At 64.1% G+C, this 12,692-nt stretch carries 14 protein-coding genes; 2 read left to right on the forward strand and 12 right to left on the reverse strand.

The annotated features are described in order from the left end of the window. Positions 1-2 precede the first annotated feature (2 nt). Entirely contained in the window at positions 3-1,280 is a 1,278-nt protein-coding gene (locus U5O12_RS20560) for a sensor histidine kinase (protein WP_322580426.1), read from the forward strand. A 10-nt stretch (positions 1,281-1,290) separates the two neighbouring features. Here U5O12_RS20560 and U5O12_RS20565 read toward each other — a convergent pair whose 3' ends face one another. The 4 genes from U5O12_RS20565 to U5O12_RS20580 all read right to left on the reverse strand — a co-directional run bounded on the left by U5O12_RS20565 (position 1,291) and on the right by U5O12_RS20580 (position 5,454). Continuing rightward, positions 1,291-2,541, reverse strand: coding sequence for an ROK family transcriptional regulator (locus U5O12_RS20565; protein ID WP_322580427.1), 1,251 nt, complete (start codon positions 2,539-2,541; stop codon positions 1,291-1,293). A 64-nt stretch (positions 2,542-2,605) separates the two neighbouring features. After that, positions 2,606-3,394 carry an ATP-binding cassette domain-containing protein gene (locus tag U5O12_RS20570; RefSeq protein WP_322580428.1) on the reverse strand — a complete coding sequence of 263 codons (789 nt, stop codon included), beginning with the start codon at positions 3,392-3,394 and terminating at the stop codon, positions 2,606-2,608. Continuing rightward, the gene (locus U5O12_RS20575; protein ID WP_322580429.1) at positions 3,394-4,353 is read right to left on the reverse strand and encodes an ABC transporter permease; all 960 of its coding nucleotides are present in this window, start codon (positions 4,351-4,353) and stop codon (positions 3,394-3,396) included. Before U5O12_RS20575 ends, U5O12_RS20570 begins: the two co-directional genes overlap by 1 nt. 114 nt (positions 4,354-4,467) lie before the next feature. Continuing rightward, positions 4,468-5,454 carry a sugar ABC transporter substrate-binding protein gene (locus U5O12_RS20580; RefSeq protein ID WP_094476992.1) on the reverse strand — a complete coding sequence of 329 codons (987 nt, stop codon included), beginning with the start codon at positions 5,452-5,454 and terminating at the stop codon, positions 4,468-4,470. A 133-nt stretch (positions 5,455-5,587) separates the two neighbouring features. On the opposite strand from U5O12_RS20580, the gene U5O12_RS20585 reads away from it, so the two are divergent. Next, complete coding sequence (locus U5O12_RS20585; RefSeq protein WP_322580430.1) at positions 5,588-6,232, forward strand: nucleoside/nucleotide kinase family protein; 645 nt, start codon at positions 5,588-5,590, stop codon at positions 6,230-6,232. 309 nt (positions 6,233-6,541) lie between these two features. Here U5O12_RS20585 and waaF read toward each other — a convergent pair whose 3' ends face one another. The 8 genes from waaF to U5O12_RS20625 all read right to left on the reverse strand — a co-directional run bounded on the left by waaF (position 6,542) and on the right by U5O12_RS20625 (position 12,687). Continuing rightward, positions 6,542-7,543, reverse strand: coding sequence for a lipopolysaccharide heptosyltransferase II (gene waaF / locus U5O12_RS20590; protein WP_322580431.1), 1,002 nt, complete (start codon positions 7,541-7,543; stop codon positions 6,542-6,544). A gap of 90 nt (positions 7,544-7,633) precedes the next feature. After that, on the reverse strand, positions 7,634-7,840 hold the full coding sequence (locus U5O12_RS20595) for a zinc-finger domain-containing protein (RefSeq protein WP_322580432.1): 207 nt from the start codon (positions 7,838-7,840) through the stop codon (positions 7,634-7,636). A 5-nt stretch (positions 7,841-7,845) separates the two neighbouring features. Further along, complete coding sequence (locus U5O12_RS20600; protein WP_322580433.1) at positions 7,846-8,796, reverse strand: branched-chain amino acid transaminase; 951 nt, start codon at positions 8,794-8,796, stop codon at positions 7,846-7,848. A gap of 48 nt (positions 8,797-8,844) precedes the next feature. Beyond that, positions 8,845-9,276, reverse strand: a complete 432-nt coding sequence (locus U5O12_RS20605; RefSeq protein WP_322580434.1) for a glycerate kinase — start codon at positions 9,274-9,276, stop codon at positions 8,845-8,847. A gap of 4 nt (positions 9,277-9,280) precedes the next feature. Next, positions 9,281-10,627: an ATP-binding protein gene (locus U5O12_RS20610; RefSeq protein ID WP_322580435.1), complete on the reverse strand. Its 1,347-nt coding sequence runs from the start codon at positions 10,625-10,627 to the stop codon at positions 9,281-9,283. 2 nt (positions 10,628-10,629) lie between these two features. Continuing rightward, complete coding sequence (locus U5O12_RS20615) at positions 10,630-11,298, reverse strand: response regulator transcription factor (protein WP_322580436.1); 669 nt, start codon at positions 11,296-11,298, stop codon at positions 10,630-10,632. A 60-nt stretch (positions 11,299-11,358) separates the two neighbouring features. Then, positions 11,359-12,114: a cytochrome b/b6 domain-containing protein gene (locus U5O12_RS20620; protein WP_322580437.1), complete on the reverse strand. Its 756-nt coding sequence runs from the start codon at positions 12,112-12,114 to the stop codon at positions 11,359-11,361. 36 nt (positions 12,115-12,150) lie between these two features. Next, positions 12,151-12,687, reverse strand: coding sequence for a diheme cytochrome c (locus U5O12_RS20625; protein ID WP_322580438.1), 537 nt, complete (start codon positions 12,685-12,687; stop codon positions 12,151-12,153). Positions 12,688-12,692 lie beyond the last annotated feature (5 nt).

The following is a 12,692-nucleotide window of genomic DNA, read 5'->3' on the forward strand; positions in this document are numbered from 1 at the left end:
GCATGTTTTTCAACAAGCTTTACGTACGCATCTGGCTGGCCGTGGTGTTGGCGGTGGCTGTGCTCACCCTGATGGTCGGCTGGGCCTGGCGCCTGACCACCGAGCCGCCACTGCGTGAAGTGGTGGTGCGTAACGAGGCTGGAGAGGTGATTGGCAGTGGCCACGCACGGCTGCGCCGCCCCTCGCAGCGGGGAGATAACCCGCCCATGCTGCGGAATGAGGCACCCGACCGTGCGGGAGTCCCACCACCACCCGACATGGAGGGGCCACCCGATGACGATGCGCCCGGACGCTTTGGCCGCGGCCCGGAGTTTTTGGTGCGCATGCAAGACGGCCAAACCGTCCACATGCACCTGCCGCGCCCCCCTTCGTCCAGCCTCAAAGCGCCCTTTGGGTTTTTTTGGACATTGGGCCTAGTTGGCATAGCGGTGGCATTGGGCACCTACCCGATTGTTCGTCGCCTGACGCGGCGGCTGGAGACCTTGCGCCACGGTGTGGAGCGCTGGGGCGATGGCGATCTGGGCGCGCGCGTGCCACTCAGCGGGGATGATGAGGTAGGTTTTTTGGCCACCCGGTTCAACCATGCAGCGCAGCAGGTGCAAAGCTTGGTGCAGTCGCACGAAGCCTTGTTGGCATCACAAAAATCTCTGCTGGCCAATGCTTCGCACGAGCTGCGATCACCGCTGGCGCGCATCCGCATGGGTATGGAGTTGATGGGCAGCAGCCCCAGCCCTACCTTCAAGGCCGAGATCGCCCGCAACATCAGCGAGCTAGACCAATTGATCGAAGAAATTTTGCTGGCCAGCCGGCTTGATGCCAAAGATGCTGACATGGGCACCGTGGAATCGGTGGACCTGGTGGGTTTGGCGGCCGAGGAGTGCGCGCGTACCCAAGCCACCTTGGACACTACCACCGCCACATTGGCTGTGCCCGGCATTGCCAAGCTGCTACGCCGCGCTGTGCGCAATCTGCTGGAGAACGCGCGCCGCTACGGCGCTGGCGATGTCACGCTGGTGCTGAGCCAGGACAACACGCATGCCTCCCTGCAAGTGTGTGACCGAGGCCCGGGTGTGCCGGAGGCCCTGCAAGAGCGAATTTTTGAGCCCTTCTACCGCTTGCCCGGTGCATCAGAGCGGGAAGGCGGTGTTGGCCTGGGGCTCGCGCTGGTCAAATCCATCACCCAACGCCATGGTGGCTCGGTCACCTGCCGCAACCGGCCCGATGGCGGAGCCTGCTTCGAGATTCGACTTCCGCTGAGAGCCCCGGCGAGCGCTCGCTAGCAACCGTGGCTCAAGACGCGGCCTTCAGGAACAGGTCGCGGTCAGGGGCAAAGTTCTCGTGCAGCGGCAAAAGCGCGCCGCCCAGCGCCCGGGCATCTGAGCCCATGCTGCCCGCAATCACCGTGGCGGGCCACAGGCCTTCCCAGTTGTAGCTGCGCAGGGCCTGACCCGTTTCTTCGATCAGGCGCTGCAACATGCCGCGTGAAAAGGAACCGTCAATCACCACCGCATCAATGTCCAGGAACGCCGTGCCACTGACCACGCACTGGGCCAGGCCGAGTGCGGCGCTACGGATCCAGGCGTCGGTGTAGGTGGCAAAGGGAGCCGACATTGCACGGTCGTCATAGGCTGCACTGGGGTCCAAGCCTGCGGCTTGGTAATGCTGCTCCAGCTCCCACAGCGAGGCATGGGCAATCAGCTGCTCAGGTACGCCGCCTGCCGCGGCTACCTGCAGCGGCAGCGAGGCCACTGCGCCTGCATTGCCATGAATACCGCCGTGCAGATGCGAATTGAGCACCAGTCCGCCGCCAACAAAGGTGTCCACAAACAAATACAAAAAACTCTTGAGGTCGCGTCCACGACCGGCCACCAGTTCGGCAACACAGGCCGCCGAGGTGTCCTTGGCGAAACTCACCGGCGCGTCCGTCATGGCCTGCACTTGCGCGCACAGGTCGATGTGGTTCCACTGGTCCGACACCGCCTCGGACAGGCCCAGCATCTTGTGCCAGCCCCCCAGGTTGAACGGCGCCGCAACGCCAACACCCACCAACCGCGGTGCCAAGGCGCCCAGGCCGTCCTGGATGGCGCGCATGCGCGTTTGCACTTCGGGCAACAGGGCCTCTGCATCCGGGAAGGCATAGGGCAGCGTCTCGCGCACCCGCACCTTGCCGGTAAAGTCCACCAACAACCAGTCCGCACTGCGCCGGCCAATCTTGATACCCAGGGCAAACGCGCCATCCGGGTTCAGCGCCATGGGCACCGAGGGCTGGCCAATCCGGCCGCGCACCCGCTCCTGCTTGATCAGCAGGCCATCGTCTTCCAGGCGGGTGGTGATGAGGCCAATTGTCTGCGCGGTCAAGCCGGTCAGGCGCGCCAAGTCGGCCTTGGGCAGGCTGCCATTGAGGCGGATGGCGTGCAGCACCACCCGCTCGTTGAACTGGCGCATGCCCACATGGTTGGAGCCACGGGGCCGCAAGACCGGGGGCGAGGCTGTCCCCGCCGTGTCGGCGCGGGAGGCGGGTGCGTTGTCAGCAAGGTTCATGGTGGGGCGATTTTGACCCATGAAGCCCCCCAACTGCCAAAACTTTTTGGCAGGCCGCTGCGAGTCAGGCCAAAGCGGATGCGGGCAGGTCTTCCACTGCTTTGGCGCCCGTCATCACGGCCACGGTGTCGCTCATGCTGATGGCCTTGGGGTTGACCACGCAGGCGCGACGGCCCAGACGCTGGATGTGGATGCGGTCGGCGATCTCAAACACATGGGGCATGTTGTGGCTGATCAGGATAACCGGCAAACCCTTGTCGCGCACACGACGGATCAGCTCCAGCACCATATTTCCCTCTTTCACGCCCAGCGCGGCCGTGGGCTCGTCCATGATGACCACATGCTGCGCAAAGGCCGCAGCACGCGCCACTGCTACGCACTGGCGTTGGCCACCCGACAGCGTTTCCACCGCCTGCGTCATGGAGCGGATGCCGACTTTGAGGTCGTTCATGCGCGAGATGGCTTCTTCCAGCATGCGTTTTTTGTCGAGCGAACGGAACACACTGCCCAGCACCCCGGGGCGGCGCAGCTCGCGGCCCAAAAACAGGTTTTCGGCAATCGACATGGCGGGTGCCACGGCGAGGTCCTGGTAGACCGTTTCGATGCCATGGCGGCGCGCGTCGATGGGCGAGCGAAACAGCACCGGCTTGCCGTCCAGCTCCATCGTGCCTTCATCCGGCACCACAGCGCCGGACAAGGCCTTGATCAGGCTGGACTTACCCGCACCGTTGTCACCGATGACTGCCAGGATCTCCCCGGCGCGCAGTTCAAAGTCCACCCCGTCCAGCGCGGTGACGCCGCCGTAGCGCTTGATCAGGCCCGAAGCCTTGAGAATGATTTGGGGCGTAGCCATCAACGGGCTCCCTTGCGTGAGAGTTGGTCTGCGGCCACCGCCAGGATGACCAGAATGCCGGTGATCAGGGTCTGGTAGACCGAGGCCACGTCCATCAAGGTGAGGCCGTTGCGGAACACGCCCACAATGACCGCCCCCACCAAGGAGCCGAGGATGATGCCGCGCCCGCCGAACAGCGAAGTCCCGCCCAACACCACTGCGGTGATGGCGTCCAGGTTTTCGGTTTGCCCGGCTTGCGGGTCACCCACACCGGTACGTGCGACAGACAGTAGCGCAGCGATGCCGTACAGCACGCCGGCCAAGACATAAACGCCCAGCAAAACACGTTCGACCGAGATGCCGCTCAAGCGTACGGCCTCGGGGTTGTTGCCGACTGCGTAGACGTGGCGTCCGGCCGCGGTGTCGCGCAGCAGGTGCCAGGCCAACAGGTACATGCCCAGCATGACGACGGTGCCCCAGGCGACCGAGGTGCCGCCCAGGGAAAAGGTGTTGCCCAAGACCGTCATGCTCTCGGGCAGGTTGCCCACGGTTTGGGCTTCGGAGTAAATCTGGGTGATCGCAAACGCGATATTCATGGTGCCCAGCGTCACGATGAAGGAAGGCAGCTTGACGCGCGTGACCAGCAGGCCATTGAGCAGGCCAAACGCCGCCGTGACAGCAATACCGCACAACACCGCAACGGCGGGATGCAGCCCCAGGTCCATGGTGAACTTGGTCATCACGATGCCGCCCAGCGCCATCACCATGCCGCAAGACAAGTCGATACCGGCGGTCAGGATGATCAGGGTCTGGCCGATGGCCAACAAGCCCACCACCATGACCTGCTGCAGCACCAGCGAGAGGTTTTCGCCGGTCAAAAATCGGTCGGATTGCGTAGCGAAAAATGCGCAGGCCGCCAGCAGGGCCAGCCAGGGGCCGAGCAGGGCCCACGGAATGGGTTTGGAAGAGTTCGTTGCCATAAGGGCTTACCGGTTGGCGCGCGAAAGCGCAATGCAGAGAGGGAACAAGGGCCCGGCATTGTGGTGAACAACGGCCGGACCCCGGGCACTCACAGGGCGCGAGCCCGTGTCAGCTTACTTTTTGCCCCAGCACAGGTCAGTGCCAGTCTTGACGTCTTTGCTGTCGACACCCGCCACGGCTTTGCCCGCAATCAGGGTCACACCGGTGTCCACGTAGCCAGAGGCTTTTTTGCCACCCTTGGCGTAGTCCACACCCGCGGCCACGCCCATGGCGGCCATCTTCAGCGGGTATTGCTGCGAGGTCGCGGCAATCACACCCTTGCCCACGTCGGCAATGCCAGCGCAACCGCCATCCACCGACACGATCAACACGCCTTTTTCCTTGCCAGCCTTCTTCAGCGCGTTGTACGCACCAGCCGCTGCGGGTTCGTTGATGGTGTAAACCACGTTAATGGCGGGGTCCTTTTGCAGGCAGTTTTCCATGGCGGTTTGGCCCTTGGCCTGGTTGCCGTCAGTGTCGGCCGCGCACACGGTCTCGGCGGTTTTGGACAGCTCGTTGGACTTGGCATCATTGGCTTGCAGACCGAAGCCCTTCATGAAGCCGTTGTGGCGCTGGGCGCCCACGGGGTGGCCGGGGAACAGGTCCAGCATGGCGATCTTGGCGGGCTTGCCACCCAGGGCGGCCTTGGCGTACTGGCCAATCAATTCACCAGCCTTGTAGTTGTCGGTGGCAAACAGGGCATCGGCGCCTTCAAAGGGGCTGTCCAGGGCAATCACTTGCACGCCTTTTTCCTGCGCCTTCTTCACAGCCGGCAGGATGGCATCGCCGGACGAGGTGATCAGGATGGTCTTGGCACCGCGGGCGGTCATGTTCTCGATGGCGGCGATTTGCGAAGCGGTGTCGCCGTCTTTCTTGCCCGATGCGCTCATCAGCTTGGCGCCCAGCTTCTTGGCTTCGGCTTCCGCGCCTTCCTTCATCTTCACGAAGAAGGGGTTGGTCTCGGTTTTGGTGATCAGGCCGATCACGGGCTCACCGGCCGCGAAGGCGCTGGATGCGGCCAAAGCCAATGCGGACAAGATCAGGGGGGTGGACTTCTTCATCAGGGTTCTCCTCGGTCTGCGCGACCTTTTTATGCTGGATGGTCAGGGGAACAGGCCCCTGGGAAAGTACGCTCTCTCACGGCGTGGCTGGACTATAGTTCCATTCATTTACTTAAATCAAGTTACTTTAATTATGGAAAACCCTAAGCCATCAGTACTTTTTTTATCCCCCGCTGATACCCAGCAGCGCCTGAGCGCCCTGCTCGCCACCGGGCAGCGCCAGGTGCTGGGCATCGTGGCGCCACCGGGGGCCGGCAAGTCCACCCTGGCCCGAACGCTGCAGGTGCAATACGCCGGCCAGAGCCAGTACCTGCCCATGGACGGCTTCCACCTGGCGCAGGCCGAGCTGGAGCGCCTGGGCCGCGCCCAGCGCAAGGGCGCGCCCGACACCTTTGACAGCGCGGGCTTTATCGCCCTATTGCAGCGCATTCGTCACCAACCCGCGGGTGAAACGGTCTATGCCCCCGACTTCAACCGCGCCCTGGAAGAGCCGATTGCGGGTGCCATTCCCATTGCGCACGACATTCCCCTGGTTATTACCGAGGGCAATTACCTGCTGCTGGAAGATGATGGCTGGGCGGGCGCACGAGCGCTGCTGCACGAAGTCTGGTACCTGGACGTAGACCCTGCCGTGCGCCAGCAACGCCTGCTGACGCGCCACATGCAGTTTGGCCGCACACGCGAACAGGCCCTGCAGTGGATGGCGCAGACCGACGAACCCAACGCACGGCGCATTGAAGCCAGCCGGCACCGGGCGGATGCTGCAATTTCGGGATAAGCGGCCCGATGGGGGCGATTTGGCGACCCCAAATGGACGGCGCAGGCCAAAAACTGCGATTTTTTTGCAAAAAAGACTGCAAATTCACCCGAATGGGGGATACCGCTTTTGCCGGGCAAGGCAGAAAATTCATCCCAGCTGCTGTCACAGTTCACAAGGATCGAAGCGAAACCAGCCAATAGGTTTCCTTCAACAGGTTCCAACGACGTCCCTTCGGGGACTTTACAAAGCCACCTTCGGGTGGCTTTTTTTTCGGCTCAATTTGAGCATCAAATTGGCATCCAGCCCTCATGGATACTGCGCAAACAGCTATAAAGCCGATAGCACCCTGGCCGGTGCGATGTCGTTCAGGCAGCGTGTGTGGCCCAAGGGGCAGTCGCGCGCAAAGCAGGGTGCGCAGTCCAGCGGCGGCTGGTAGCTGGGGTCGTTCTTGAGCCAGAGCACGGTGGCACGGTCGCTGAGTGGCGGCGTGTGCAGCGGGCTGGATGAACCAAACACCGCCACCTGCGGCACACCAAAGGCGGCGGCCACGTGCATCAGGCCCGAATCGTTGCTGACCATGGCCTTGGCCGAGGCAATCAGTGCAATCGCCTCGTCCAGCGAGGTTTTGCCGGCCAGGTCCACACAGTGGCCGAGCTGGTGGGCGTTCACCGTGCTGGCAATTTCGGCACACACGGCCGCGTCTTTGCCCGAGCCCAGCAGCAGCACCGGCAGCGCCAATTGGCGGGCGAGTTCGGCAAAGTGGGCCGCAGGCCAGCGTTTGGCCGGGCCAAATTCGGCGCCGGGAGCCAGCACATAAAAACCTTGGGCGGCCAGCCCCTGCGCAGCCAGCGCGGCCGCTGCGGCACCGGGGGCCAGTTGCAGCTGCGGCCGGTCGGCGGCCAGCCCGGTTTCGCCACTCAGGGCAGAGTAAAACGCCACCATGGGCGGACGCTCGCCCTCGGGCGGATTGGGCAGGCGCTGGTTGATCAGGCCCCAGCGGCTCTCCCCGGAGTAACCCACACATCGGGGAATACCGGCCCACCAGGGAATCAGGGCGCTTTTGAGGGAGTTGGGACAGACATAGGCGGCATCAAAGCGACCCCGCAGCGCCTTGGCCATGGCGCGACGCCCAGCCCACTGCAAGCCGCCATGGGCGAAGGGAAATTCGATCACTTCAGCCACTTGCGGCATAGCGCGGTACACCGGCGCCACCCAGGGTAGCGCCCCCACCGTGAGCCGCTCCCCGCGCGCCTGCAGGCGGCGCATCAGCGGCTCGGTCATCACCGCATCCCCAATCCATTGGGGCGCTATCACCAAAGACCGATTCATTGGAGAAGCGTTCCGCCGCCGGGCCGCCCCAAGGCGGAACACGGCCCCCTCGGGGGGCAGCGACCCGCGCAGCGGCGGAGCGTGGGGGTTTTAATGCCCACCCGCGAAATGCTCGCCGTCCTTGAGCTTGTACACGGTGCCACAGTAGGGGCACTTGGCTTCGCCACTGCGGGCTACGTCCAGGTACACCTTGGGATGGGTGTTCCAGGTCTTCATACCGGCCACGGGGCTGGGGCAGAACACGCCGCCCTGGTGGTTCAGGTCTTTGGCCAGGAGTTCAACAACTGCTTGGGTCATGGTAGTCAGACTTTCGTGAGCCAGTGGGCGTATTTGGGGTTGCGGCCATTGACGATGTCAAAGAACGCGGATTGGATTTTTTCGGTGATGGGCCCACGGCTGCCCACGTAGTCACCCTTGCCCATGGCAATGCGGTCCAGTTCACGGATCGGCGTTACCTCGGCGGCGGTACCGGTGAAGAAGGCTTCGTCGGCGATATACACCTCGTCACGCGTGATGCGTTTTTGCACGATTTCCAGACCGAGGTCTTTGGCGATATGGAACACGGTGTTGCGGGTGATGCCATTCAGGGCACCAGCCGACAGGTCGGGCGTGTAGATCACGCCGTTCTTGATGACGAAGATGTTTTCGCCCGCGCCTTCGGACACGAAACCCGAGCTGTCCAGCAGCAGGGCTTCGTCGTAACCGTCGTCGGTGGCTTCCATGTTGGCCAGGATGGAGTTGGTGTAGTTACTCACCGCCTTGGCCTGCGTCATGGTGATGTTGACGTGGTGGCGGGTATAGCTGCTGGTTTTGACGCGAATGCCGCGCTTCATGCCTTCTTCGCCCAGGTAAGCGCCCCAGGGCCAAGCCGCCACCATCAGGTGGATGGTGTTGCCCTTGGGGGATACGCCCAGCTTCTTGTCGCCGATCCAGGTCAGGGGGCGCAGGTAGCCAGACTCCAACTTGTTTTCGCGAATCACGGCGCACTGGGCCTCGTTCACCTGTTCCTGGGTGAAGGGAATGGCCATGCGCAGGATCTTGGCACTGTTGAAGAGGCGCTCGGTGTGCTCTTGCAGGCGGAAGATGGCCGGGCCATTGACCGTATTGTAGGCACGCACGCCTTCAAACGCGCCGCAACCGTAGTGCAGCGTGTGGCTCAGCACATGGATCTTGGCATCGCGCCATTCGACCATCTGGCCATCCATCCAGATTTTTCCGTCGCGGTCCGACATAGAGGGAGGAAGTACGCTCATCGGGGTGTCCTTGTAGGGTGGGCTGCCAGTTGGGCAGAAAAAGCGATTTTACGGGGCCGGCGCAACCGCTTCAGCGGGTTCCGTAGCCGGCGTGGCGGGGCGTGAGAGCTCCCAGCTCTGCAGCTTGCCGCCCTGAAATACACACAGCACGCTGGACTGCGAGGTATCGGTCCAGCGGTAACGCTCGGGTTGGGTGTCTTTGGGCGACTCCAGCTGGCCCAGCGCGCGGGTGAGCGCCACCACGTGCAGCAAGGGCTGGCCTGCTGACAGCTTGGCGTGCAGCATGACGGCACTGTCCACATGACCGATAGGCCGGTTCGCCGCTTTTTTGAGGATTTGCAGCATGCGCGTGAAGTGCAGCAGCTGCCACATCACCAAGCCGCCCGCCACCAAAGCAAGACCTTGCCAGCCATAGGCTCGGTAGCCCGCCACAGCCAGCAGGAAGGCACCCACGGGCACCAGAATTTTTTGAATTTGCATGCGCTTATTTTCGCAGGCCGGGCCAGACCACCCGCACCAGCAGCCCGCCCAGCAAGGCCGAGCGCTGCACTGCCACCTGGGCGCCCGTCACCTCGGCAATCCGGCGCACGATGGACCAGCCCAAACCGCTGCCGCTCTGGCTGTGCCCCAACACCCGGAAGAAGCGCTCGCCCAGGCGCTGCAGGTCGGCCTCGGCCATGCCGGGGCCGCTGTCGTGTACCTCCAGCACCACCTGCCCGGGCGTGCTGGCCACACGCACCAGCACCCGCGCACCGTCGGGGCTGTAGCGCAGGGCGTTGTCCACCAGGTTGCGCAGCAGCATGGTCAGCCAAGCCGCCGGAGCACTGACAAGAGTCCCCGCATCGCCCAGCACCTCAAGCTCCAGGTCCTGCCCCCGGGCCAGGGCCGCAGGGGCCAGGTCGGCGGCCACCTGTTGGGCTAGGGCGTGCACATCACTGGCCTCGTGGGCAGATGCCGCAGCGCCCGCTTCCAACCGGGCCAGCGCCAGCAGCTGGTCCACCAAATGCGCCGCGCGGTCACACCCGGCTAGCGTGGTGTGCAGGGCCAGGTCGCGCTGGGCGGCATCGCCCCCGGCTCCCAACGCCACCTGGGCCTGGGCGCGGATGGCGGCAATCGGCGTGCGCAGTTCGTGCGCAGCATCGGCGGTAAAGCGGCGTTCACTTTGCACCATGCGCTCAATGCGGGCCAGCAGGCCATTGAGTTCGGCCACCAGCGGCTGCATCTCAGACGGCACATCGGGCACGGCCACCGGATCAAGAGCCGCCGGCGCACGTTGGCCGAGGGTGTGGCTCAGGGTGCGCAGCGGCACCAGTGCCCGGTGCACCGCCCACCACAGCAAAGCCGCCAGTACGGGCAAGGCCAGGGCCATGGGCAGCAACATGCCGCGCAGCATGGCCCAAACGATGTCATTGCGCGAGTCGATTTGCTCGCCCACGTACACCTGCACATCACCCTCCGCGCCACGCGTGGCGAACACACGCCAGTTTTCGCCATCGTGGCGCACCGTATCAAAGCCACGGCGCTCGTCGCTCAAAGGCTCGACGCCCGCATTGGCCGAGCGCATAACCAGAGTCCCTTCATGAAAGACCTGAAACGCCACCCGCGCGCTGTACTTGTGCAGGGCTGGCGCATCGGCCACGGCGTCGTCTTCCAGATCCAGCGGCTGCACCACCAGAATGGCGGCGGCCTGGGCGAGGTGGCTGTCCATGAGTTCATCCACCTCATGGCGCGCGTCCACCCAGGTCCACACCGCCACGGCCAGCCACACGAAGGTCATGGAAACGGACAACAGCACCAGCAGGCGCAGTTGCAGGGAACGGCCGGCTGCCATGCTCAGGCGCCCGGCTGCGGGTTCACGCGGTAGCCCACGCCGCGTACCGTCTGGATGGCATCGGCCTGCAGCTTGCGCCGCAGGTGGTGGATGTGCACCTCAATGGCATTGCTCTCCACCTCGTGGCCCCAGCTGTACATCTGCTGCTCCAGCTGCTCGCGCGACAGCACGCGCCCAGCACTGCGCATCAGCGCATGCAGCAGATCGAATTCACGGGTCGACAAGCTCACCTCCTCACCCTGCCAGAGTACCCGGCGGGTGCCGGGCTCCAGTGCCAGGGCACCCATCTGCAAGACCTCCTGCGCCACACCGTGGGAGCGCCGCACCAGCGAACGCAGGCGTGCGGCCAGCTCATGCAGGTCCACGGGTTTGAGCACATAGTCATCGGCCCCAAGGTCCAGTCCGCGGATGCGGTCCGGCACGGCGTCACGGGCAGTGAGCACCAGCACCGGGGTGGCCACGCCTGCGCTGCGCACGGCCTGCAGCACGTCCAGGCCATCCTTGGCCGGCAGCCCCAGATCCAACACTGCAGCGGTGTACTCGCCGCCCGACAGTTCGCGCTCGGCGGCCAGGCCATCACGCACCCAGTCCACCTGAAAGCCCAGCTGGCGCAGTCCGGCCCGCAGGCCGTCGCCCAACATGGCATCGTCTTCAGCAAGCAACACGCGCATTCAAAGGGCTCCGCAGAAACTGGTCAGACTATTGTGCATGGCGACTATCAGGCTGTTTGATCAGTCGTCCTCGTCATCACCCTGTCCGCTCAGCACGGCACTGATGGCCTGCGGCGAGATCAAGCCTTGGGGCGACTGCTGCCATTCCCAAGTCCAGTAGGTCAACACGGCGCACAGCAACAGGGCGGCAAGCCAGCCATGGTTGCGTTTGGCCAAGTCCGGGCCAGGGCCGTCGGCACGCCCGGTCACCATCTGCGCGGCCAGGTTCTTGCGGCGCAGCACACTCAGGCCCACGATAGCGGCGATGTGCGCCAGCACCACGGCCAGCACGGTGTTGCCAAAGAACTCGTGCACCTCTTCAATCCAGTCGCCACCCAGAAAGTCGCCCCACTCGTTGTAGGTGGCATAACCCGAGAGCGTGAGCGGCAGCACCAGCACCAGTAGAGCCACGATGGCCAGCGCCATGAACAGGTTCTGCCCTTGGCGCCAGTTCACCGCCGGGCTGGCATCGGCCTGCACTGCGGCCTTGAGCGACTGCGCCCAGGGCCAGAGCCCGCCGAGCTTGCGCCACAGCATGGACAGCGCCGCCTGGCGTGGCCCCAGCAGGCCGTAGAGCACGCGAAACACCAGCAGGCCCGCCATGGTGTAGCCCAGCGTGACGTGCAGCAGGCGCAAGCGCTCGCCCTCCGCGGTGAGGTAGGCGCCCAAAAAGCTCAGGGCAAACAGCCAGTGGAAGACGCGGGTGGGTGCGTCCACCACACGGCGACGCGCGGATTTTGCGGGTGCGGCGGCAGAGGGAAAAGTCGTGGTGGTCATGGGGAGCCTCGTCAAACAGGGCAAAAGGAGGGAAGGTCAGTCAGACCAGTTGCGGCGAAAACGCGCGTCCAGGCCTTTGGGGAAGGTGATTTCGCGTTCGCTGAAACTGCCTTTGTCGGCCCGCGTGTGGCAGGCGATGCAGTTGGCCGCGCTCTTCACGGCGGCCTGCTTCCAGATGGCGGGGTCCAGCTCGTCGTGCTTGCGCACAAACCAGGCCGAGGTGCTAATGCGGTCTTGCGGCGGCTCTTCGCGCACCCGCTTGTAGGTGCCTGCATTCACCTGCAGCCATTGGCTGATCTCGCGCACGCTGGCTTCGTCCAGCGAGGCGTCGGTGCCATAGTGCTTGTCCAGCGAGCCCATGATCCGCTTCCACGAGGACGCGGGCAACATGCCCGCCGGGTAGGCGATGTGGCAGGCCGCACATTCGGCCTGGTACTTGGGTAGGGGCGGCACCATGGCGCCTTTGGAGTCGGCCCAGGCGCTGCCCAATGTCAAGCCCGCCAAGGCCAAAATTGCTACATATTTAATAGCTGTTTGCGCATACTGTTTGCGGGCTAGAGGCCAATTTGACATAAATT

This window comes from Rhodoferax sp. (assembly GCF_034519335.1).
Classification (GTDB): domain Bacteria; phylum Pseudomonadota; class Gammaproteobacteria; order Burkholderiales; family Burkholderiaceae_C; genus Allorhodoferax.